Raw genomic sequence first — 21,576 nt, 5'->3', positions numbered from 1 at the left:
GACGACTGGGATCATGGGCCGATGATGCATTCGTTCCATCTCGCACTGCTTCCGCCGGCCTTGACCTTGCGCACCCTGCGTCGCGGGCCTCGGGCGGCTGGGCTGCGGCACGCCGAATGCCTCGCGCTCATGCGACTCGGTTCCCCGGCGTTGTCGGTGGAACGGATGCAGTTGCGACGCCTGGCGATGTTCGCCGAATGGGACGACGAATCGGCGTTGGACCGGTTCCTCGCAGACGACGATCTAGGGCGGCGGCTCGACGGCGGTTGGCATGTTCGATTGCAGTACCTACGGCGTTACGGCGGGGTGGCCGCGCTCGCTGGCCTGCCGGTGCAGGCGGGCCGGTGGGATCCGGAGGAGCCGATTGTGGCCGTCACCCTCGCCCGGCTCAAGCTTCTCGAACTACCCCGGTTCCTGAAGTGGGGGCGGCCGGTCGAACGCCTGGTCGCCCGCCACCCCGGCACCACCTTCGCCACCGCGGCGGTACGCCCGCCCCACACGTTCTCAACCTTCACGATCTGGCGCAGCGTCCGCGAGATGAGCGACATGGTGTACGGCCGCAGCGCCGTCCCAGAGGCACATACACACACCGTCGCCATGGCTGAACAGCATCGCCGGGACTTCCACCACGAATCCGCCTTCATGCGGTTCCGCCCGCTGTCAGAGCATGGAACCTGGGAGGGGCGCAGCCTTCTCCCCTGACGTTGGCGCTTGAGGCGACTGCGAGCCTGATGCGGGGTACTCCGCGAGCGAAGGTGAGGAGTGTGGCGGCAGGCCGCCGGTCAATGGCCTACCGGCTCGGGTCTGCGGCTGAGCCCTTGCTTCTTGACATGCTCGATCAGCGCTACGAGGACCTCTTTGGATGACTGCCGCTCTCGCGCGTCGCACAACATGACAGGCACGTCCGGGTCGAGGTCCAAGGCCAGTCGCACCTCGTCAAGGCTGTACCGGCGGGCATTCTCGAAGCAGTTGACGGCCACGATGAATGGCAGCCTCGCCCGCTCGAAGTAGTCGACGGAGGGAAAGCAGTCGGCGAGGCGCCGGGTGTCTGCCAGGACCACGGCACCCAGGGCGCCGATCGTGAGTTCGTCCCAGACGAACCAGAAGCGGTCTTGGCCTGGGGTGCCGAACAGGTAGAGAACGAGTTCCTCGCTGATGGTGATCCGGCCGAAGTCCATCGCCACGGTCGTTGTCGATTTCGTCTCGACGCCGGAGATGTCATCGACACCCACGCCCTGCTCGGAGAGAACCTCCTCGGTGCGTAGGGGCTTGGTCTCGCTGACGGATCCCACGAGGGTGGTCTTGCCTACGCCGAAGCCACCCGCGATGAGGATTTTGATGGCGGTGGGAAGGGTCACTTGGCCCGTCCGCTCAGAGTTGACGTAGTCCATTGATGAGCGCCTCGAATACGCTGTCGTCGGGAAGGGTGGCGGCTTGGCGAGGATCGTTGACCTGGACGAATCCCTGCGCGATCAGTCCGTCCAGCAGCACTCGGACGGTGCCGAGAGGCAGGCTGAGATGCGCGGCCACTTCTGCGAGTGCGAGTGGCCGTTGACAGAGGTGAATGATCCTCGCCTGTTCTGGTGCTATCCCCACCTCGGATGGCGGGGCCGATCGCGTCGACAGGACCAGAGCGACCACATTGAAGCTGTTGGCTGGCTTAGCTCGTCCGCCCGTAACGGCGTATGGCCGGACTACCGGCCCGGCTTCGTCATCTAACCAGACTGGTTCTTCGTCGGGCATCGTCATGGCGGCCCCTAGTTGTTGGTGTGCTGGCTCGGCCGGGTCGGAGAGGCGAGAAACTTGCCGGCTCGCGCAACGACCATTGCCATCTCGTACGCGACAAGTCCGACGTCGGTGTCTTCGGCCGCGAGGACGGCCAGGCATGCGTTGCTTCCGGCCGCGGTAACGAACAGGAACGACGACTTCATCTCGATGATGGTCTGTTGCACGGGTCCGCCGCCGAACCGCTTGCTGGCACCCTTCGCAAGGCTCTGGATGCCCGATGCCATCGCGGCCAGATGTTCCGCGTCGTCTCGGCTGAGCTGGGCGGAGGAAGCCATGAGCAGTCCGTCAGCGGAGAGCACGATGGCATGCTCAGCCTGCTTGACGCGCCCGACCAGGTCGTCGAGCAGCCAGGCCAAATCGCCCGTGGAATTCTGCTGCACTTGCCCGTTCCTCTTTCTTACCGGTCGGTTTCGGCCGCGGACGTGTTGTCGGCGGCGTTGCGTTGCTCGTCGTCGTCGGCGTCGACGAGACGTGCGGCGTCATCGCGCCCTCGGCGGGTGCCGGATTGGTACGAGGCCATCATCCGGCGAATGTCGTCGGGGGATCGCCCCGCCTCGTCGTCGTCCGGCGGCTGTGGTTGGCCTGGTGACGAGTCGCGTAGTTGTCGCGCGATGTTGGCCTGACGGACCCTCATTGGCAGCCCGTGCTCGGTGTGCTCGGTGTGTTCGGCAGCAGGTTCGGGCCGTTGCCGTACGTTGGGCGCGCTCTTGACCGGCCCTTCGGTGACGGTCGCGGCGGCGTCAGCGGCGGCACGCAGTGGGCGCACTGCGGGCAGTTCCATCGTTTCGCCGTGCACAGGCGTGGGCTCGGCGACGGCGAGAGAGGCAGGCCGCGGGGTGGGGACGCGCTGGGCGTCCCCGGCGGCAACCGCGTCTCTTGACATGCCTGCCGTCGGTGAGGAGGCCGCGCCGATCGGGTCGGCGGTCGTGACCAGGTCCTTGGGGAGGAGCACGACTGCCGTCGTCCCGCCGTACGGTGACGGCTTCAACCGCACTGCGAGGTGGTGTTTCGCGGCCAGCCGGCTGACGACGAACAGCCCCAGTTTCTTGGCGTCGGCGAGGTTGAATTCGGCGGCAGTGGCGAGGTCGGCGTTGGCGGCGGCCAGATCCTCCTCGGCCATGCCGAGACCTCTGTCCTCGATCTCGATGGCGAAGCCGTTGGCTACGAGTTGCCCACGCACCTCGACAGGGGTGCTCTTCGGCGAGAAGGTCAGGGCGTTCTCGATCAGCTCGGCGAGCAGATGGATGATGTCACCGGCGGCCCGGCCGGCGAGCGCGACCGACCCGAATGGCATCACCTTCACCCGCGTGTAGTCCTCCACCTCCTGCACGGCGGCGCGGGCGACGTCGACCATGGGCACGTTGCGCCGCCAGCCACGGCCGGGCGTCGCGCCCGAGAGAACGATGAGGTTCTCGGCGTTGCGCCGCATCCGGGTGGCGAGGTGGTCGACGCGGAAGAGGTCTTCGAGTTCGTCCGCATCCTCCTGACGACGCTCCATCTCGTCGAGGAGGGTCACCTGGCGGTGCACGAGGGCCTGGGTGCGCCGGGCCAGGTTCAGGAACACGTCGCGTACGTTGCGGCGTAGCTCCGCCTGCTCGACGGCCGTACGGACAGCCGTCTCCTGAACGGCGTTGAAAGCTTGGCCGACCTGCCCGATCTCGTCAGCGCCGAAGTCGAGCGGTGGTGCCTCGGCGGCGACGTCCACCTTCTCGCCGCGCTGAAGGCGTTCCACCACTGCGGGGAGTCGTTCGTCGGCGAGTTGGTGGGCCGCGTCACGGAGTCGCTGCAGTTGAGCTACGAGAGCACGCGCGGTGGTGATGGAGACGACGATCGACGCGATGACCGCCAGCAGACCGAGGCCGGCGGCGAGGACCAGCCGGGCGATCACCCCGACCGCGACAGGCACGGCGCGCTGCACCAGATTGTCACCGCTGCCGAGAACCATCTCCTGCAGATGGGTCAACGCCGCGGGTGCGACCTCGTTCCATTCCTCGGCGGTAATGTCCGGACGGGCCGACCCTCGAGTGCTGATCACCCGGTCCTCGAGCTGACGCAGGCTCCTGAACGCATCTCCGTTGAGGACCTGGTTGAAGGCGGCCTGGTCGGAGTCGTTCAGCTGGGTGCGATCCGCGACGAAGCGTTGCGCGATGACCAGCTCAGTGAACCGGACCTGTTCACCAGCGGTGATCCGTTCGGCGGCGAGAGCGCCGCTGAGCAGGGCGTCCTCCTGCGAGATGATCTCGCGCAGACGGTACAGCTCGATCAAATTCTGGGTGTCCTGCTGGATTTCGGGATCATCGAGCGTGCCGACGACATCGTAGACGGCGAACATCGACTCGACGAGGTCGCTGTAGGTGCCGATGGTGCTTGCCCGGTCGACTGACCGATCGTCGATGGACTCGCGGACTTCCGGCAGTCGATCGAGCTCGGCGATCGCCTCATTCACGCGTTGTTCGGCCTCGCTACTGGTGGCCATACGGGCTAGCCAGCTACGCGCGGTGGACTTGAAGGCGGTGGCGTTCTTGTCGACCGCCAGACGGGCGGCGTCGAGGGCGTTCTTCCGGTCGGCACTGGGACCACCGAGGTAGACGACGGCTAGGCGTCGTTCAACCTGGAGGTCCAGCAGCAGCGGCTCACTCGGGGAGACGATCTGGCTGTCGATCGCTTGGACGCCAAGGAGGTCCACACCGTCTCGGAGGGTAACCCAGGCGGCGAATGCCCAGAGAGCGACGAGTGAGGCGAGGAGCGCGATGACCTTGGTGCGCAGATTGGCGCTGCGAGACCGCATTGAACCGTCCGATGCCGAGCAGAGGAACTTGTCGGCAGAGGCATGCCGACCAAGCCGCCGGTGTAGGCAGACCGACGCACGCTAGCAGTTATCTGACTATTGACTCAAGACCATCACTAAGTGTCACGTCCATAAAGGACTCGTCTGTCCTGAGGCGAATGCCGTCAGTCGTGATCGTCGGACATCTACGCGCATTCGGACAGGTAGGTCAGCAGCCTCCCGGCACTGTGCTGGGCTGCCAGAACTGTGGCGCGGACGATCAGGGTGGGCTGGTACAGATCCTTGTCATGCCACAGCGCCGGCCCGGTGACGCCGTCGTCCTGACACAGGTAGGCGTGCCCGCGACCAACCGCGTCCATTACCTTGGGTGTCCGGGTGCCGCTGGCCAGCAAGATGTGCAATGCGTAAGCCGTTTCCTCGGCGGTAGCACTCCAGGTGCCCCAGCCGCCGTCGGTGTGTTGGGTGGCAAGTGTCCACTCGACCGCGCGATCCAGCGGTCTCGCCACTGTCGTCGGGTCCCCGAACTCTGCCAACGCCTGCACACAGCAGGAAGTCGCGTAGAAGTGCGAGGCGTGCCACCTGTCGGCCCAGTTCCCCTGGAGTTCCTGCCGATCCAGCAGGGCCGCCACCAGCCGTCGCACAGCAGCGCGATGGCGCGGCTGTGCGCCTCGCTGTTCCGCCAGCCGCTGGCCGAGAGCGTCGAGCACGTGGGCGTTGGTCGTGGTGCTGAAGCCGTCCTCACCGGGCCAGGTGGCGAAGCCCTCGGGGATCTCGTAAGGCCACAGGCAGTCGGTTGACGCCGAGACGCCAAGGCGGCCGAGAGCGGCCAGGGTCACGGCGGTGGTGTCAGCGTCGGTCGGCAGCCCAGGACCGGTCGGCGTTCCGGTTGCGCCCAGATCGGCGGTCAGGCTGTCCACCAACCCCGGAGACCCGGTCAGGTCGATGCCGGCGCGAGCCAGGATGGTGGTCACCCAGGCTCGTTCGAAGACGGTGATCGGGGCTGCGCACGGCACGGGACCGCCGTAGCGACGGACGGTGCCTTCCAGGTATGCCAACGCCCCGTGGCCGCCGGGGCGGGCGGGCCTGCCGAGCCACGCGGCGGTGGCTGCCGGCGAGGCGCCCACCGTGCCCGAGGCGTTTGCCGCGACGTCGCCCGCGGCGGGGGCGAGGTCGGCCACGACCTCCAACGCGTGCAGCAGCTTGTCGGGGAGAGGTGCGCCAGTGGCCACCAGGTGACGTACGGCGGTGAGTCGCTTTCGGGTCAGGCCGCGTGGCAGGCCGAGCGGGGTGGAGCGCTGCCACCGCTCCAGAACGGCTGGCGGCGGCATGGTCGGGCGGTGAAGGTGGTCGTTGATCCGGTCAGCGAGTGCGGGGACGATCATGTCGAGGGCCGGGGTGTCGGGTAACGGACCACCGTCGTTCACGAGCCCGGTCAGGGCGACCAGAGCACGGTCGACGGCGTGCACCAGACGCGCCAGGTCCGCCGGTGGATCGGCGTGCAGGACCGTCAGTAGTGCCTCTGTCGCGCTCAGGGTGGGGACGAGACCGTAACCCCCCGGGGGGCCCCAGCCGCCGTCGGGCCGCTGGGTGTCGAGCAGGTAGCGCACCCGGTCGCTGTGTCCGATCAACCACGGGGCGAGGCTCACCAGCCGGGCGGTCTCGTACGGTGAGGGCGATGTGCGGCCAGCTGGATCGCGCATCATCTCCGCGACGAGGTCGCGGACCTGCCCGCGTACGGCGGCGGTCTTGCTGGTCGGTCTCCGCCCGCTGACGGTTGTCACCGGGATGCCCAGAAGTCGGTCCCGTGGTAAAAGCCGGCCGTGAAGCCGAGTACCCGCCGCAGGTATGTCACCTGCTGCGGGCTGACCTCGGCCAGCGGGTCGAGCAGTTTCTGGCACCGGTCGGCCAGGTCTATCGCCTGCTGGCGCACCTCGTGTTCGTCGACGCCCAACATCAGGATGTTCAGATCGCCGGCCTTGACGTCCCGGTTGTAGCTGGCCAGGTCGTTGACCAGCCGCAGGACCTTCTCCACCTCGTAGCTGGCCCTAGCCAGGGTGGTCAGGTGCTCCTCGGTTTCCACAGCGCTCGTGGCGATCCAATGGGAGATGTTGACCCAGGTGGCGCCGTAGCCGGCGGCGTTGGCCAGGTAGTCACCGGCAGACGGCAGCTCGGTCACCTTGTTGTTTCGGTCTGTTCTCCACTGCCACTCCCGTAGCTCGGCGTCGAGCATGCGGCGCAACTCGTCCTGCCACAGGTGACCAAGGCGTGGAAACAGCGGTGTAGCTGCCAGGTCATCGCGGATATCGGCCAGGAACTGCGTGAGTTGGTCGCCGTCGGCTGGCGCGGAGCCTGCTGCTACCGCGATGCAGACGGTGGCGGTGGCGGTGGCCTCCTCCAGGGAGCTGATCTCCGAGTCGATCCGCCAATCCTCTGCCGTCACCCACAGCGATGTCCGGTTCGCGGTACGCAGTTCGGCGGCGGTGCACCACGGGGCGATGAACGCGGTGGACAGTGCCAGAGCGCTCAGCATGGCGGCATCGACGGGAGGGTCGGGAAAGAGAGCGGGATACGTGGCGACCCGGTCCTGCAGGTCGCGTTGCCCTCGCACGGCTACGGAACAGATTCGTCCCTGTTCGGCGCTCTGCTCAAGCGTGGCGGCCAGGGTGTCCGAGGGCATCAGTGGCTCCTGCTGGCGACGGAGTGCTCGCGACGCGACAGGGTCAGCTCGACTCGCCGTCGGGGGCGCAGTGAGGCGGCGACCCGTGGTGCGGGCACTGTGGGATCAGTCAGTGTGAAGCGGAACCTACTGATTAAGGTCGCCACGATCAACAGAGCCTCCACGTTGAAGAGGTGTTCGCCGAGGCATCGATGCATGCCGAGCCCGAAGGGGTAGTAGGCATGGCGGCGAGGTGTGTCCGCCTCGGCGCGGCCGGGTGCGAAGCGCTCCGGGTCGAAGGATTCGGCGGTGGAGCCCCAGTAGGCCTTCATCCGCTGGGTGGCGTACGGGGAGAGGATGACGGTCGCGCCCTGCTCGATCCGTACTCCGCCCAGCACGTCGGCTGCCGACGCACGCCGGGGGACGATCCAACCCGCCGGGTACAAGCGAAGGAGTTCGTTGAGCACCATCTGGGTGTAGGTGAGCTGAGGCAGATGCTCCGCCCGCACCGGCCCGGCACCGACAACCTGATCGACCTCTGCGTAGAGCCGGTCGGCGACGTCGGCGTGGTTGGCGAGGACCGGCCAGAGCCATGTCAACACGACGTAGCTCGTCTCGGTGGTGACCGCCACCATCGACACCAGGTCGTCGCGCATCTGCCGTTCGGACAACGGCTGGCCGTCACGTTGAGCACGTGCCAGCGTCGACAACACGTCGTCGCCGTCGCCGGGATGACGCACCGCAGCGCGGAGGACCGGCAGCAGGATTCCGTCGATGGTCTGCACGGAGCGGCGGAAGCGACGGTCACCCGGCATCGGAATCCACCACGGTGCGAAGGGGGCCAGCAGACGTGGTGCCATGGAGGTGACGATGTCCTCCTGCGCCGCCATGATGCGCAGCGCGTCGTCAACCGAGACCCGGGAGTCGAAGAACACCCGCATGATGGCGGCGCAGACGAGGCGGGACAGCTCCGCGCCGATGTCGACGACGCTGCCCGCTGCCGCGGCCGTGTCCAGCCGGTCGGTCGTCTCGTCGATGGCCCCCGCCATCGTGTCGATCAGTGGGTCGAGGCGGCCGCGCCGGAAAAGTGGGGCCAGTGTCCTACGTGATGCCAGCCAGGTGTCGCCCTCGGCGAGGATGCCGTCGCCGACCAGTTTGCGGACCGAGCGCCAGAGCGCGGTGTCATCGCCTCGGGGATAGTTGGCAGCCCGGTCCTGCAACACCTGCCGTACATGGTCGGGATGGGTCACGAGGTACGGACTGGAGACCCCGAGCCCGAGCCGTACGACCTCACCGCCGGCGGCCTCACCGGCGTCCACCAGGGACTGATGTGCGTCACGGAGGAAACTGGGCAGCGCCTTCCAGGCCGGCACAGACATGGGTTTGCCGGCGGCTCCTGCCTTCGGTGCCCCCATCGCGGACCCCTTCCTGCGGCTGGCCTCGAAGTTGCCGAACGCGCAACTTCCAGGACTTAATGCAGCCTCAGTGTGCAATTTGTGAAGGCGGTCTCGCAATGGGTGACCAGCTTTGTCACTCGGCCTTGCGCCATCACCGCCGGTCTGCAGGTCGCTGCCGCGAGTCCGGTCTGCCCGCAGCAACCACCACTGCGCGTCCGTCTCCACGTAGCCGCCGGACCGTCGCGCGCACCGGGAAGCCGTACCCACAGACGGCAGCCGTTGGGCCAGCAACCGCCTCAGCCTGGTCCACTCGACCTGTGTCTTTTGGTGCTCATCTGCCCTGAGGGCTGCGGCGGGCGTACTTGTTGCGGAACTTCGCTCACGAGCGCCGGCGACGCCTCGACCAGATCTGGCTGCGAAGGAGTGGGTCACGCGCAAGCCCGCCATCACGCCCTGGGCGTGCCCCGATCCCCACGCTCGCGGTGACCGTCGGGCACGGCGACGTCAGCGGGTGGCGGCGGTCGGTACGACGCTTGTCTGCCGGGTGTCGCCGTCGCGCAGGTAGGTCACTGACACCGGCTCGCCGGGCTCGACCGACCGCAACGCGCCGATGAACGCCTCCAGCGTGTCGGTACGCTCATCGGCCACCTGCGTGACGATGTCGCCCGGGCGCAGGCCGGCCGCGGCCGACGGACCGTCGCCGTCGACGTCGCGAACCAGGACCCCCCGGTCGGTGCCGGCATTCAGCGACTGAGCGATCTGCGGGGTCAGGCGTGCCACCGCCACCCCGAGATACGGCTGGGTGACCCGGCCGTCGTCGAGGAGGTCGTCGGCGATGTCCAGGGCGGTGGCGGCGGGGATCGCAAAGCCGATGGACACCGCGCCGGTCTGCGGCGGCAGGTAGGCATCGTTGATGCCGATCACCCGGCCCGAGTAATCGGCGAGCGCGCCGCCCGAGTTGCCCGGCGAGATCGCCGCATCGGTCTGGATCAGGTCGACGAGGGCGTTGCCCTGGCCCGCCGAACCGGGGATCTCCCGACCGACGCCGGAGACGATGCCGGCGGTGACGCTGTTGAGGAAGCCCAGCGGGCTGCCGAGAGCGAGTACGGGCTCGCCCGGAGCGGGGAGCTCGGTGTGGAACGGCGCGGGCGGTAGGTCGGCGCGCTCGGCGCGGAGCACGGCGAGGTCGGTGACGGCGTCGGCGGCGACCACCCGGGCCGGCACGCGCGTGCCGTCGGCGAGGGCGACCTCCACGTTCTCCCGGTCACCCACGACGTGCTCGTTGGTGAGGATCAGCCCGCCGTCCCGGAACACGACCCCGGAGCCGATGCCCTGCCCGACCCGAACGGTGACGACCGACGGTTGCAGTCGGGCGACGATCTGCGGCAGGTCGGCCGCAGCCGCCGGTACCGGCGCGGCCGTCGACGCGGCGGTCGGTGCCGTAGCCGCCCCTCCGCCGTCGGCAGTGCAGCTGGCGGTGGCGATCAACATTGCCCCGCTGCCCAGCAGTGCCATCCAGCGCGATCGGAGCGTCACGGTCAAGTCCTCCCGGTGGAGTGCAGCGGTCAGGTGCCTGGCTGGCCCGCTACCCGAACCTCCGGGCGACAAACCCCGGACTGCGACCAACGCCGGAACGTCACGGTCCTGGGCAGCAACCGTCATCCATTCGTCGTGTTGCCCGCCGCGCGATACTGGCTCAGCTACGCCGAACCTCCGGGCGACCCCGCCGGCACCGTCCGACCTAGCGACGAAGGAGTACCGATGAAGGCACGGCAAGCACTCCTTGCCCTGATGATGGTCGGCGTGCTGACGCTGGCTGGCTGCGCGAGCGACAGCGGTGACCAGGCGGCCTCGTCGCGAAGCTCGTCCGACGTGACCACCGACGGGGGAACCGACAGCTACGACTTCACCGTCCCGACGCTCGACGGCGGCAACTTCGACGGCCGCAGCCTGGCCGGCAAGCCGGCGCTGCTGTGGTTCTGGGCCCCGTGGTGCCCCACCTGCCTGGGGCAGGCCCAGCCGGTCACCGATCTCGCGACCAGGTACCAGGGCAGGGTCGCCGTGGTCGGGGTGGCTGGCCTGGACAAGGTCCCGGCGATGCACGACTTCGTGCGGATGGCCAAGCTCGCCGGCTTTCCGCAGCTGGCCGACGAACAGGGCGTCGTCTGGAAGCGGTTCAGAATGACCGAGCAGAGCACCTTCGTGGTGCTCGACAGCCAAGGAACGGTCGCGGCCCGCGGCCGTGTCGATGTCGACGAGCTGCCCGAACTGCTCGACCCGCTGCTGGTGGGTTGAGATGCTCGATGCGCCGCTGGGCCTGGCGGTCGCCGCCGGGATGCTCGCCGCGGTCAACCCGTGCGGGTTCGCGCTGCTGCCGGCGTACCTGTCGCTGCTGGTCGCGGGCGAAGCGGAGACCGATCGTGGGGCAGCCGTCGCCCGGGCCCTTGCCGCCACCGCCGCGATGACCGGCGGTTTCGTCGCCGTCTTCGGCCTGTTCGGTCTGGTCCTCTCTCCCGTAGCCGGCACGTTGCAGAGACACCTTCCCTGGGTGACCGTCGTTCTGGGTCTGCTGCTGCTCGCATCGGGCGGTTGGCTGCTGGCCGGCCGGCAACTGCCGGGCCTGCGGCTGGCGGTCTGGCGCGCCCCAACCGTGCGTCGGTCGCTGCCGTCCATGGTGGTGTTCGGCGCCGTCTACGCCGCGGCATCGCTGTCATGCACGATCGGCCCGTTCCTGGCCATCGTCGTGAGCAGCTTCCGCGCCGGCTCGATCGTCGCCGGGGTCGGGCTGTTCTGCGCGTACGCGGCCGGCATGGGCCTGACCGTCGCGGTGGCCGCTCTCGCCGTGGCCCTCGCCCGCGACGGCCTGCTCCGTCGGATCCGCCGCGCCGCACCACTGCTGTCCCGCCTCGGTGGCGTGCTGCTCGTGGTCGCCGGTGCCTACGTGGCCTGGTACGGCTGGTTCGAGATCCGGATCCTGCGCGATGCCACGACCGACGACCCGATCATTGCCGCCGCCGGCGCGGCGCAACGCTGGTTGGCCACCCAGCTCGACCGCACCGGCGCCACGACTCTGACGGTGATCCTGGCCGCCCTCCTGGCCGGCGCGGCAATCGGCTGGTGGCGCCAACGACGACGGCAGAACCACCCGACCCGGCAGCCCGCCGGGACGAGCATGGCGGAGCGACCGGACTGAGCAGTCCGCTCTCGCTTCGACGTGGTCGGGCGGGCTCGGCGTGCTGCCGGGCCCGCCCGATCAGTTGGTTGGTGGGGTGGTGGTTATGCGAGGGGTGCGAGTCGGAATTGTTGGTTGGTTTGTCCGTGGCAGTCGTAGAGCTGGATCTGGGCGCCGTTGTTGCTGCTCCAGACGTCGAGGCAGCGTCCGGATTGGACGCCGGTGATGGTGCCGTTGGAGTTGACGTTCCATTGCTGGTTGGTGCCGCTGTGGCAGCTGTAGATCTGGATGGCGGCGCCGTTGCCGGAGCCTGCGGCGTCGAGGCACATGTCGCCGTAGACGCGTAGCTGCTTGTTTGAGGTGTTGTAGGTCCAGGCCTGGTTGGTCTGCTTGTTGCAGTCGTAGAGCTGGACGCGGGTGCCGTTGTTGCGGGAGGCGTTGGGTACGTCGATGCAGCGGCCGGACTGGGTGCCGATGATCTCGTTGGCGGAGCCGGACGGCGGCGGCGTGGTCGGCGTCGGAGTCGGCGTCGGGGTTGAGGTCGGCGTCGGAGTCGGCGTGCCGGTCGGCGGCGGCGTGGTGGTGGGTGGGGTTGAACGGTCCAAGCCGAAGAACTGGATGGCGACCCGCGCCATACCGTTGGAGGGCAGGCTGTGCCCGGCGCCCTGGATGGCGTACGCCTCGACCTGAGTGCCGAAGCGGCGGCGGTTCCAGTTGGCCTGCGGGGTGTCCGTGGACGTGGGCGTCTGGCTCAGCCCGTGCACGTTGGTCCACTGCTCGATGGACTCCTGAAGCAGCGAGTACGGCACCAGGGTGTCGTTGGTGCCGTGCCACAGCTGGATCGGCGGGCGAGGGCCGGTGTAGCCGGGGTACGCCGCTCGGACCATGTCGCCCCACTGCTGCGGGGTCCGGTTCATCGAGCCGTTGGTGCACGGCCCACCGGGCGGGTAGGCGGCCGCGTTGGCGAAGCAGTTGAAGGGCACGCCCATGAAGGACGCACCCGCCTTGAACAGGTCGGGGTAGACCGCGAGCATGTGCTGGGTCATCATGCCGCCGGACGAACTGCCGGTGGCGTAGACCCGGTTGATGTCCCCGCCGTGCTGTGTCCGGGCGTAGTTCACCATCGACTCGATGGAGACCGGGTCGCTACCGCCACCACGCCGCTTGGACGCGTCCGACCAGGTGTCGAAGCACCTGCCGAACCCGGCCTCCTGCATGGCGCTCGGGTAGATGACGATGAACCCGTACTGGTTCGACAGCGAGGCGAATTCGCTGCCCGAGTAGAAGCCCGGCCCCGACCCGCCGCAGCCGTGCATGGCGACCACGATCGCCGGGTTGGCGGGTCGGTTGTCCGGCACGTAGATGTGCATTCGCATGCCGCCTGGGTTGTTGCCGAAGTTGGTCACCTCGACCAGCGACGCGGCGGACGCCGGCGACGACAGCGCCACAAAACCCAAGCTGAGGAGCAGGAAGCTGGCTAGGCCGGCCAGCGCCGCCCTGGTTTTTCTCATGGTACCTCCATCGATGGTGGTGGATACTCAACGTTAAGCACTTTCCTGACGACCGTCAATGAAGCGCCTAATGTCATCCGGGCTGGGAGATCGATGGAGGGGGCGTTGGTGTGGTTCGGGCGGGTCCGGCGTGATGCCGGACCCGCCCGTTTGGTGCCGATTCGCAGGAGCCTGGGGTTGCTCTACAGCCGGTAGAGCTCCCCAGCCTCGAACGGGTTGTTGGTTGGTGGGGTGGTGGTTATGCGAGGGGTGCGAGTCGGAATTGTTGGTTGGTTTGTCCGTGGCAGTCGTAGAGCTGGATCTGGGCGCCGTTGTTGCTGCTCCAGACGTCGAGGCAGCGTCCGGATTGGACGCCGGTGATGGTGCCGTTGGAGTTGACGTTCCATTGCTGGTTGGTGCCGCTGTGGCAGCTGTAGATCTGGATGGCGGCGCCGTTGCCGGAGCCTGCGGCGTCGAGGCACATGTCGCCGTAGACGCGTAGCTGCTTGTTTGAGGTGTTGTAGGTCCAGGCCTGGTTGGTCTGCTTGTTGCAGTCGTAGAGCTGGACGCGGGTGCCGTTGTTGCGGGAGGCGTTGGGTACGTCGATGCAGCGGCCGGACTGGGTGCCGATGATCTCGTTGGCGGAGCCGGACGGCGGCGGCGTGGTCGGCGTCGGAGTCGGCGTCGGGGTTGAGGTCGGCGTCGGAGTCGGCGTGCCGGTCGGCGGCGGCGTGGTCGGATCCGTCGGCAGCAACGGGCAGGTGCTGCGGTAGGTGACCACGCCGCTGCTGTCGAGCAGCGGGCAGAGGAACTGGCTGTACCGAGCGTCGTTGTCGACGAACATCTTCAGGAACGGCAGCATGGTCCGGATCAACACCGGGTTCGACCGCCCGACCATGAACCCGTGATCCCCACCGGCGACCTCCAGGTAGACGCTCTCTGTGGAGGCCGGAAGGCTGTTGTACAGGCCGAGGGCGTAGGACGGGGTGACCACCGTGTCCGCCTGCCCGGAGATGACCATCGTGGGTACCCGGTCGTTGGCCAGGTTCTGCGACGGCGAGTACGGCGTGATGCCGACCGCCGCCTTCAACGACGAGCGCCGGATGGCTGCGCTGAGCGCCCCGCCGCCGCCCATCGAGTGACCGGAGACGGCCAACCGGTTCGGGTCGACCCGGTCGCGTACCGGGCTCTGCTGCGTCAGGTAGTCGAGCGCGGCGAGCAACTGGGTACCTCGGGCCGTGTCGAAGTCGTTACGGCTGTTGGTCTCGATGCCGATCACGACGAACCCGTGCGATGCCAGCCACGGGCCCATCCAGGCCAGTTCCGCGGAGAACAACGCGGTGTAGCCCGGCGAAATGGCGATGGCACCGAAGGTGCCCTGACTGGTGTCGGTCGGGTAGTAGATCCTGCCGCCGTTGAAGCCGTACCCGGTCGGGACACTGACCGACGTGTTGGCGAAGGGGCCGTTGACGGCCGCGACGCTTGCCCGGGTGGGGTCCGGGCCCCGCTGGTACGGATTGTCGGCGGCTGACGCCGAGCTGGTGGCCACTGTCACGGTGAACATCCCGACGGCGGCTGCGATCCCGGCCGTGGCGAGCTTGAACAGTCGTCGCCGAATGCCGGGGGACACTCGGCCGTCATGGGCTTCCCCTGGGGGCGGGGGGTGGGGTGCGTGTCCTCGCACTGTCGATACCTCCTGGTGGTGGGGTGGGGTGTGCTGCGGGATGGGCGGGCTCGACGTACGCCGAGCCCGCCCGCGCCGGCTGTGCCCAAGCCGGACCTGCACGCCGTCAGCGCTGCAGGGTCAGTACTCCCGGCCGGTACGGCAGGAGGCCGTAGTCGCCGCCGGAGTTGGGTGAACGGCCCTGGTAGAGCAGTTGCAGGTTGCAGGGGTCCACGGTCATGGTCTGGTCGGCGTTCGACCGGATGAGCTCGCCGTGGCTGATGTCGTTGGTCCAGGTGGCGCCGCTGTTGGCCTTACCCGCGAACGGGTTGCTCTCGCTGGTGGCCTGCGGGGTCCAGCTGCCGCCCAGGCTGGTGGCGGTGAAGGAGCGGAAGTAACGGCCCTGCGAGCCGATCGCCTCGACGATCATCAGGTACCGCTGCTGTCCCTGGAGCTTGTACACCTGGACGCCTTCGAACAGGTTGTTCGTCGAGTCGGTCATGATCGTGGTGTAGTTCGACCCGAAGCTGCCGGGGAAGTTCCCGATCGGCATGCTGGCCCGGTAGATGCGGCCGTTGTCCCCGGCGAAGAACAGGTACATGTTCTGGTCGTCACCGATCAACGCCTGGTCGATCGGACCCGTACCCGAATTCGAGATCGAACCCGTGAACAACGTCTGGTGCGCCGACCAGCTGTTCACGTTCGTCGGGTTCGTCGACGTCCGGTAGGAGAACGCCGGTCCACCCCACTGGTACGCCAGCACCCAGACGTTACGCGGCGCGAAGTAGAACAGCGACGGCGCGACCGCCGAGAACGGCATCGCGTTCTGGCTCGCCGAACCCATCTGGTTCCAGTTCGAGAACAGCCCGAAGTTCATCGAACCCCACGACGTGCCCGTGTCGTGCGTGGTGGCGTAGACCAGGTGCTGACCGTTGTACGGCGCGTGGGTGAAGTCCTTCAACGACACCCAACCCGACCGCGGCTGCGCCAGCGCACCCGTCGACGACCACCGGTACGACGACGGCAGGTTGCAGGTACCGGTCGGGGGCGGTGTGGTCGGCGGCGTGGTGGTCGGTGGAGTTGTGGTCGGTGGGGTGGTGGTGGGTGGGGTGGTGGGGGTGACGCCGCCGGTGCAGGTCACGCCGTTGAGGGCGAAGGTGGTGGGAGCGGGATTGCTGCTGTTCCAGGAGCCGTTGAAGCCGAACGAGGCGGTGCCGTTGGTGGGGATGCCGCCGTTGTAGCTGACGTTCCTGGCGGTGACGGCGGCACCGTTCTGGGTCAGGGTGGTGTTCCATGACTGGGTGACGGTCTGCCCGGCGCCGAACGACCACGTCAGCGTCCAACTGGTCAACGGGTCACCGAGGTTGGTGATGGTGACGTTGGCGCCGAAGCCGCCCGGCCACTGCGAGGACACCGCGTAGTTCACCGAACAGCCAGCCGCCGCCGCGCTTGCCGGCATTGCCACGACGAGCGCCGTGGACGCCAGCAGCGCGGCGCCGAACGACGCCGCAACAGCATTGACTTGTCTGGATCTTGACATAAGGCGTCCTCCCGATGGGATGGCAAATACACATTGGCGGTCGTGGGTGTTAGGTGAGCGTTAACAGCTGCGTCGTGCATATTACGGGAGCGCTCCCACGCCCTCAAGCATCGATCGGAGGCAATCGATCGTTGAGTCCCGCTTGAGCTGGCAAACCTGATCACCCACCGCCGAGGCACGTACGCGGGCAGGCCGCGCAGGCCGGGTCAACCCGGCAGGTGAACGTTCTCAGCGAATGACGGCAGGCGACGTCGCCGACTCCACCCACACACCAATCGATCAGGTCACGTCCGAAGCAGACCACGATCGGCCATGTAGGTACGCAGTGTCTCCGCGTCCTCGACGGACATCAGTCGGCGCGGGATCACGGTCGCCGGCATCCGCCCCACGTACAGGATCCAGAACTCAGGGGTGGCCCGCACCTGGGTAACCCCGTCCCAGGCGATGCCGCCCGACTCCGCCCCGCTGCGCATCATGATGTTGTCCTCGGTGATGTCATAGCCGCCCTCGACGGCATAGCCGCTGGAGCGACGGCGGGCCCGCCACCGCAGCCAGGGCCAGTACAGCATCGCCAGCAGACCACCCAGGCCCAGCGTCATCCACACCGACAGAGTCTGCGCGCCCCACCCGGACCCCCGCGAGACGACAAAACCGATCACACCGACCGCTACCAGCACCGCGCCGATCAGGCGGTACCTCCGCGCCTGAGCACCGCTGAGCGCAGCGGCCACCCGGCCCGGATAGGCGGGATCGGCGGGTACGTCGAAACGGATCTGCACGCCAGCACGATAGTGCCTCCGCCGGCCCCGCACCGGTTCACTGGTAGCTGAGGGTCTCCCGGACGGTGAGCCGGGCCGCTCGGTGTGCCGCGACCAGCGACGCGGCGGCCGCCGCAACGATCGAGAGCAACAGCCAGCCGACGAGTCCGCCCGGTGAGAGTCGCAGCGGCAACGGCAGCCCGAAGGAGATCCGGCCGAGCAGTTCGCCCACCAGGATGGAGAGCGGCACTCCGAGGGAGACGGCCACGAGCGAGCCGAGCAGACCGGTGATGGTGCCTTCGAGTACGACCATGCGACGGATGACGGTGGGACGGGCACCGATGGCCTGCATGATGCCGTACTCGCGAGTGCGTTGGGTGACGGTGATGCTCATCGTGGCGGCCAACCCGAGGATGCCGACGGCCGCCATCAGCGCGGCGAGTGCGAGCAGGGTGCCGATGAAGATGGCCACGTGCTCGTCGATCGCCGTGCGCAGGTCCTCGGTGAGCATCGACTCGCCGACCATCAGCCCCGCGCTGGCGAGCGCCCCTTCCACCGCGCCGGTGACCGCCGCGGTGTCTCCGGTGGTGACGATGTGCAGCATGTTGGCGGTCCCCGGGTCCACGAACCGGGTGACGCTCTGCGGGCTCGTGTACGCGGTGGCGGGTCCACCGGCCTCCGCGACGGTGCCGACGAGCCGCCACCGCCCGACCACTCCCTCGACGGCCAGGTGCACCTCGTCGCCGACGCGCGGATCGCCGAGCCGCGATACGGCGCTCTGGTTCAGCACGACGCCGTCGGTGTCTGCTGGCTGTAGCCAGCGACCGGCGGTGACCTCGAAGTCGACCATGCGGGTGGGCACGGGCAACGCGGCGAGCAGGAACCGACCGTGTCCGTCGTCGGGGTAGGTGCGCTCCACCTCGATCTGCCCGTCCGCGCTGGCCGGCGTCGCCGGCAGTGACACGAACGGTTCGACCGCGATCACGCCGTCGACGACGCTCGCGGCCCTGGTGATGGTGTCGGCCGACGCCGGTGCGGCGAGTCGCAGTTGCGCGTCGTACGCACGGCGGGCCATGCCGTCGTCGACCCAGCTCCGCCAGGCGGCAGAACTGTTGAGCCCGCTGGTGAACATCGCCCCGCCGGCGGCCAGCAGTGCCAGGGTCAGCGCCAACCGGCCTCGGCGGCGCAGCAGATTGCGCAGGGCGAGGGCGCCGAGCCGGCCACCGCGCAGCCGGGTCAGCCACCGGTCGCCGCGCCGAGCTCCCACTCCCGTCCCGGCGCCATGCTCGTCGAGTGCGGACCGTACGGTGATCCGGGCCGCCCGGACGAGCGGTACGAGCGCGACCGCCAGCGGCACCAGGAGTCCGACGGCGAAAAACGCCGCCGGTACCCACCACGGCGTCGCCCGGTTGGCGATCTCGACGTTGAGCATCTCGGCGACCAGCCCGGTCAGCCCGTAACCGGCCAGCAGTGCCGGGCCGACGGCCAGCACGGTGGCGGTCGCGGCGATCGCGGCAACCGCCCCCAGGTAGACCCGCAGCAGCTGGCCGGTGGTGGCGCCGACGGTCTTCATGATGCCGATCTGACGGGTCTGTGCCGCCAGCATCGCGCCGAGTGTCGCCGCCACCAGGACTCCGGCGAGAACCAGGGCCGCGACGGCGAAGGCCAGGAACATGCCGGTGATCGTTTCTGACTGGCTGTGGTGCGGATGCTGGTACGGAGGTGCCTGGATCAGATGCACCTCGCGGCCCTGGGCGGTCAGCCACGCCGCGACTGCGGTCGCGGTCGCCGCCACAGTGGCCTCGTCCCGTTCGGCCGTGACGATACGCAGCTCGTCGGCCGACGCGGTGAAACCGAGGCGAGCCAGCCCGGCCGGGGTGAGGTAGCCGTAGCCGGTGCTCTCCTGCCCGGCCGGGGCCAACGCGGCGTCGTACACGGTGCCGGAGATCCGCACCTCCGTCGTCGCGCCGGAGGGGCCGGCGACCGCCAGGCGGTCGCCGGCTGTCGCGTCCAGGACCGGCCCCGCGGTACGTTCCATGAGCAGTTCACCGTCGGCGGGCGGCCAGGCACCGGGCTCCATGCGCAGCTTCGCCACCCGCATCGGGTCGTCCGGCGCGATGACGAACAGCAGCATGCGACGCCACTGGTCACCGACCCGGACCCGGGTCAGGACGGTCTGCCGCGCCACGGCGTCCGTGACACCGGGTCGGGCGCGAACCTGGGCGAGCAGGGCGGCATCCACGCCGCCTTCGACCTCCAGGGTCGCGCTCGCCGGGTTGGTGCCGGCATAGACCGCCTCGGCCTCACGGACGATCACGGTACGGGCGATGAGCAGCGCACCCACACCGGACATCGCCACCGTGATCGCCAGGATCATGACCGCTACCCGGCCCCGAGCAGCGGACAGATCCCGCCACATCTTGACCGTGCGTGGCCGTATCACGCTGAGACCGCCACGTCCTCGGCCACCCGTCCGTCGACCAGCGTGACCAGACGGTCGGCGTACCCGGAAAGGTCGCGCTCGTGGGTGACCATGACGACGGCCTTGCCCCCGCGAGCCAGATCCCGGAACAGTCCGAGCACGGCCTCGGCGGTGGAGCTGTCGAGATTGCCGGTCGGTTCATCGGCCAGGATGACCGGCGGGTCGTTGGCCAGAGCCCGGGCGATCGCGGCCCGCTGCTGCTGCCCGCCGGACAACCCGGCCGGCACCTTGTCGGCGTGTTCGGCGATGCCGACGCGGCCCAACAACTCCAGCGCGAGCGGCCGGCGGCGGCGCGCCGGAACCGTGCCGCAGAAGTCCATCGGCAACATCACGTTCTCCGCGACGGTCAGCGTCGGCAGCAGCTGGAAGAACTGAAACACCAACCCGACCGCGCGCCCCCGCCAGGCCGCCAACCGGGCCTCGGGTACCTCGTGCACCGCGATTCCGGCCACTCTGATCTCCCCGGCGGTCGGCCGGTCGATCCCGGCGAGCAGGTTCAACAGCGTCGTCTTGCCGCTGCCCGATCGACCTACCACCGCGACGAACTCGCCGGCGTCCACCGAGATGTCCACCCCGCTCAGCGCGGGAAACTCACCACCCGGCACGGGATACGTCTTCGCCACGTCGCGCACACGGATCACCGGTTCGTCCGCCTGCCGATCCCTGGTCGAGTTGTCCGTTCCGTGACGCGTCAAGGTCAACGCCCACCCTTCGCAGGTAGAGGCCAGCGTCCGCCACTCTGCCGGCCCCATCGGCGCGATACCGCTGCCTGACAGAACCGTGAAAGACTTCCGGCACCCGAGTGCCCCCACCCCACGGCCGGCCGCCGCTACGCTGATCGGTCGTGCCGAAGACCCGCCTGGACACTGCCCGGATCCGGGCGGCCCGCCGGACCATCGACCCGGTCTTTCTCGACACTCCGCTGTACCGGTGCGAGCCGTTGGAGCCCGAACTCGGGTGTGCCGTGAGCATCAAGCTCGAAACAGCGAACCCGGTCCGCAGCTTCAAGGCCCGCGGTACCGAACTGGTCGCGAGTCAGCTCGCAGACGACGGACAACACGCGGTGGTGTGCGCCAGCGCGGGCAACCTCGGCCAGGCCCTCGCCTGGTCCGGTCGCGGTCGAGGACTCGACGTCACCGTCGTGGCCACCCGCCAGGCGACCGTCGCCAAGCTCGATCGCATCCGGGCCCTGGGCGCCACCCTGGAGTTGGTCGACGGCGACCACGAGTTGGCCCGCGACCGCGCGGCAGCCATCGCCCAGCAGCGCGGCATCCGGCTCCTCGAAGACAGCCTGGACATCGAGACCTGCGACGGCGCGGGCACCATCGGCCTGGAACTGGTGGACACCGCGCCGTCCTTCGACGCGGTGCTGATCGCGCTCGGTGGTGGCGCGCTGGCCACGGGCGTGGGACACGTCCTGAAGGAGCAGGCCCCCCAGGTCGAGGTCCTCTGCGTCCAGCCGCTGGGCGCACCCGCGATGACCCGCTCCTGGCACCAGCGGGCGGTCGTCACCACCGAATCGGTCAACACCATCGCCGACGGCGTCGCCGGCCGGCGACCCATCCCGGCCGTCCTGGACGACCTGCTCCTGGTCGCCGACGACGCCATCCTCGTCCAGGAAACCTCGATCATCGCCGGTATGCGGATGCTTCTCGACCAGGCCGGCCTGGTAGCCGAACCCTCAGCCGCGCTCGGCGTCGCCGCGATCCTCGAAGACCCTGACCGGTTCGCCGGCCGCCACGTCGCCATCATCGTCTGCGGCAGCAACGTCGACGTGGCCGCTTATCACCGCTGGATCCACTCGACCCACGTCCGCCGGGCGTGACCGTCGACCGTCCGGTC

General features: G+C 68.7%; 18 protein-coding genes. 4 read left to right on the top strand and 14 right to left on the bottom strand.

The window, feature by feature from the left end:
- Positions 1–21: 21 nt before the first annotated feature.
- Positions 22–702 carry a hypothetical protein gene (locus KBX50_RS04450; protein WP_247673079.1) on the top strand — a complete coding sequence of 227 codons (681 nt, stop codon included), beginning with the start codon at positions 22–24 and terminating at the stop codon, positions 700–702.
- 80 nt (positions 703–782) lie between these two features.
- Here KBX50_RS04450 and KBX50_RS04445 read toward each other — a convergent pair whose 3' ends face one another.
- From KBX50_RS04445 to KBX50_RS04410, 8 genes are all read right to left on the bottom strand, one after another.
- On the bottom strand, positions 783–1,391 hold the full coding sequence (locus KBX50_RS04445) for an ATP/GTP-binding protein (RefSeq protein WP_210934865.1): 609 nt from the start codon (positions 1,389–1,391) through the stop codon (positions 783–785).
- The gene (locus KBX50_RS04440) at positions 1,372–1,749 is read right to left on the bottom strand and encodes a DUF742 domain-containing protein (RefSeq protein WP_093410706.1); all 378 of its coding nucleotides are present in this window, start codon (positions 1,747–1,749) and stop codon (positions 1,372–1,374) included. Before KBX50_RS04440 ends, KBX50_RS04445 begins: the two co-directional genes overlap by 20 nt.
- Before the next feature lie 8 nt (positions 1,750–1,757).
- Entirely contained in the window at positions 1,758–2,168 is a 411-nt protein-coding gene (locus tag KBX50_RS04435; protein ID WP_093410703.1) for a roadblock/LC7 domain-containing protein, read from the bottom strand.
- A gap of 17 nt (positions 2,169–2,185) precedes the next feature.
- Positions 2,186–4,576 (bottom strand): nitrate- and nitrite sensing domain-containing protein, encoded by a 2,391-nt coding sequence (locus KBX50_RS04430; RefSeq protein WP_210934863.1) that lies wholly within the window; start codon positions 4,574–4,576, stop codon positions 2,186–2,188.
- A 185-nt stretch (positions 4,577–4,761) separates the two neighbouring features.
- Positions 4,762–6,357: a prenyltransferase/squalene oxidase repeat-containing protein gene (locus KBX50_RS04425; protein WP_307870843.1), complete on the bottom strand. Its 1,596-nt coding sequence runs from the start codon at positions 6,355–6,357 to the stop codon at positions 4,762–4,764.
- Positions 6,354–7,253, bottom strand: a complete 900-nt coding sequence (locus KBX50_RS04420) for a terpene synthase family protein (protein ID WP_210934861.1) — start codon at positions 7,251–7,253, stop codon at positions 6,354–6,356. Before KBX50_RS04420 ends, KBX50_RS04425 begins: the two co-directional genes overlap by 4 nt.
- Positions 7,253–8,605, bottom strand: a complete 1,353-nt coding sequence (locus tag KBX50_RS04415) for a cytochrome P450 (RefSeq protein ID WP_210935135.1) — start codon at positions 8,603–8,605, stop codon at positions 7,253–7,255. Before KBX50_RS04415 ends, KBX50_RS04420 begins: the two co-directional genes overlap by 1 nt.
- Positions 8,606–9,133: 528 nt before the next feature.
- Positions 9,134–10,165, bottom strand: a complete 1,032-nt coding sequence (locus tag KBX50_RS04410; RefSeq protein WP_307870842.1) for a trypsin-like peptidase domain-containing protein — start codon at positions 10,163–10,165, stop codon at positions 9,134–9,136.
- A gap of 225 nt (positions 10,166–10,390) precedes the next feature.
- Between KBX50_RS04410 and KBX50_RS04405 the strand changes: the two genes are divergently transcribed.
- Both KBX50_RS04405 and KBX50_RS04400 read left to right on the top strand, forming a co-directional pair.
- Positions 10,391–10,924, top strand: coding sequence for a redoxin domain-containing protein (locus tag KBX50_RS04405; RefSeq protein ID WP_210934859.1), 534 nt, complete (start codon positions 10,391–10,393; stop codon positions 10,922–10,924).
- 1 nt (position 10,925) lies between these two features.
- Positions 10,926–11,822 (top strand): cytochrome c biogenesis CcdA family protein, encoded by an 897-nt coding sequence (locus KBX50_RS04400; protein WP_210934858.1) that lies wholly within the window; start codon positions 10,926–10,928, stop codon positions 11,820–11,822.
- 83 nt (positions 11,823–11,905) lie between these two features.
- Here the strand turns inward: KBX50_RS04400 and KBX50_RS04395 are convergent, their stop codons facing one another.
- The 6 genes from KBX50_RS04395 to KBX50_RS04370 form a co-directional block, all read right to left on the bottom strand.
- Entirely contained in the window at positions 11,906–13,312 is a 1,407-nt protein-coding gene (locus tag KBX50_RS04395; protein ID WP_210934856.1) for a PHB depolymerase family esterase, read from the bottom strand.
- A gap of 238 nt (positions 13,313–13,550) precedes the next feature.
- Positions 13,551–14,921 carry a ricin-type beta-trefoil lectin domain protein gene (locus tag KBX50_RS04390; RefSeq protein ID WP_374224570.1) on the bottom strand — a complete coding sequence of 457 codons (1,371 nt, stop codon included), beginning with the start codon at positions 14,919–14,921 and terminating at the stop codon, positions 13,551–13,553.
- A 160-nt stretch (positions 14,922–15,081) separates the two neighbouring features.
- Positions 15,082–16,494, bottom strand: coding sequence for a non-reducing end alpha-L-arabinofuranosidase family hydrolase (locus tag KBX50_RS04385; RefSeq protein ID WP_210934853.1), 1,413 nt, complete (start codon positions 16,492–16,494; stop codon positions 15,082–15,084).
- Between the two features lie 284 nt (positions 16,495–16,778).
- Positions 16,779–17,273 carry a YcxB family protein gene (locus tag KBX50_RS04380; protein ID WP_210934852.1) on the bottom strand — a complete coding sequence of 165 codons (495 nt, stop codon included), beginning with the start codon at positions 17,271–17,273 and terminating at the stop codon, positions 16,779–16,781.
- 37 nt (positions 17,274–17,310) lie between these two features.
- Positions 17,311–19,629, bottom strand: coding sequence for an ABC transporter permease (locus KBX50_RS04375; RefSeq protein WP_210934851.1), 2,319 nt, complete (start codon positions 19,627–19,629; stop codon positions 17,311–17,313).
- A 62-nt stretch (positions 19,630–19,691) separates the two neighbouring features.
- Complete coding sequence (locus tag KBX50_RS04370; protein ID WP_210934850.1) at positions 19,692–20,375, bottom strand: ABC transporter ATP-binding protein; 684 nt, start codon at positions 20,373–20,375, stop codon at positions 19,692–19,694.
- Between the two features lie 203 nt (positions 20,376–20,578).
- Here KBX50_RS04370 and KBX50_RS04365 point away from each other — a divergent pair, with 203 nt between their 5' ends.
- The gene (locus tag KBX50_RS04365; RefSeq protein WP_210934849.1) at positions 20,579–21,559 is read left to right on the top strand and encodes a threonine/serine dehydratase; all 981 of its coding nucleotides are present in this window, start codon (positions 20,579–20,581) and stop codon (positions 21,557–21,559) included.
- The last annotated feature ends 17 nt before the right edge of the window (positions 21,560–21,576 follow it).

It is taken from the genome of Micromonospora sp. C51 (assembly GCF_018070435.1).
Taxonomy (GTDB): domain Bacteria; phylum Actinomycetota; class Actinomycetes; order Mycobacteriales; family Micromonosporaceae; genus Micromonospora; species Micromonospora sediminimaris.
This window is presented reverse-complemented; position numbering and strand designations above follow the sequence as displayed.

What these genes read in the sequence shown, in the direction of transcription:
- KBX50_RS04430 (WP_210934863.1), bottom strand. Translation starts at nt 4,576, where the DNA reads ATGCGGTCTCGCAGCGCCAATCTGCGCACCAAGGTCATCGCGCTCCTC.
- KBX50_RS04420 (WP_210934861.1), bottom strand. Translation starts at nt 7,253, where the DNA reads ATGCCCTCGGACACCCTGGCCGCCACGCTTGAGCAGAGCGCCGAACAG.
- KBX50_RS04400 (WP_210934858.1), top strand. Translation starts at nt 10,926, where the DNA reads ATGCTCGATGCGCCGCTGGGCCTGGCGGTCGCCGCCGGGATGCTCGCC.
- KBX50_RS04450 (WP_247673079.1), top strand. Translation starts at nt 22, where the DNA reads ATGATGCATTCGTTCCATCTCGCACTGCTTCCGCCGGCCTTGACCTTG.
- KBX50_RS04385 (WP_210934853.1), bottom strand. Translation starts at nt 16,494, where the DNA reads ATGTCAAGATCCAGACAAGTCAATGCTGTTGCGGCGTCGTTCGGCGCC.
- KBX50_RS04395 (WP_210934856.1), bottom strand. Translation starts at nt 13,312, where the DNA reads ATGAGAAAAACCAGGGCGGCGCTGGCCGGCCTAGCCAGCTTCCTGCTC.
- KBX50_RS04375 (WP_210934851.1), bottom strand. Translation starts at nt 19,629, where the DNA reads ATGATCCTGGCGATCACGGTGGCGATGTCCGGTGTGGGTGCGCTGCTC.
- KBX50_RS04445 (WP_210934865.1), bottom strand. Translation starts at nt 1,391, where the DNA reads ATGGACTACGTCAACTCTGAGCGGACGGGCCAAGTGACCCTTCCCACC.
- KBX50_RS04405 (WP_210934859.1), top strand. Translation starts at nt 10,391, where the DNA reads ATGAAGGCACGGCAAGCACTCCTTGCCCTGATGATGGTCGGCGTGCTG.
- KBX50_RS04440 (WP_093410706.1), bottom strand. Translation starts at nt 1,749, where the DNA reads ATGACGATGCCCGACGAAGAACCAGTCTGGTTAGATGACGAAGCCGGG.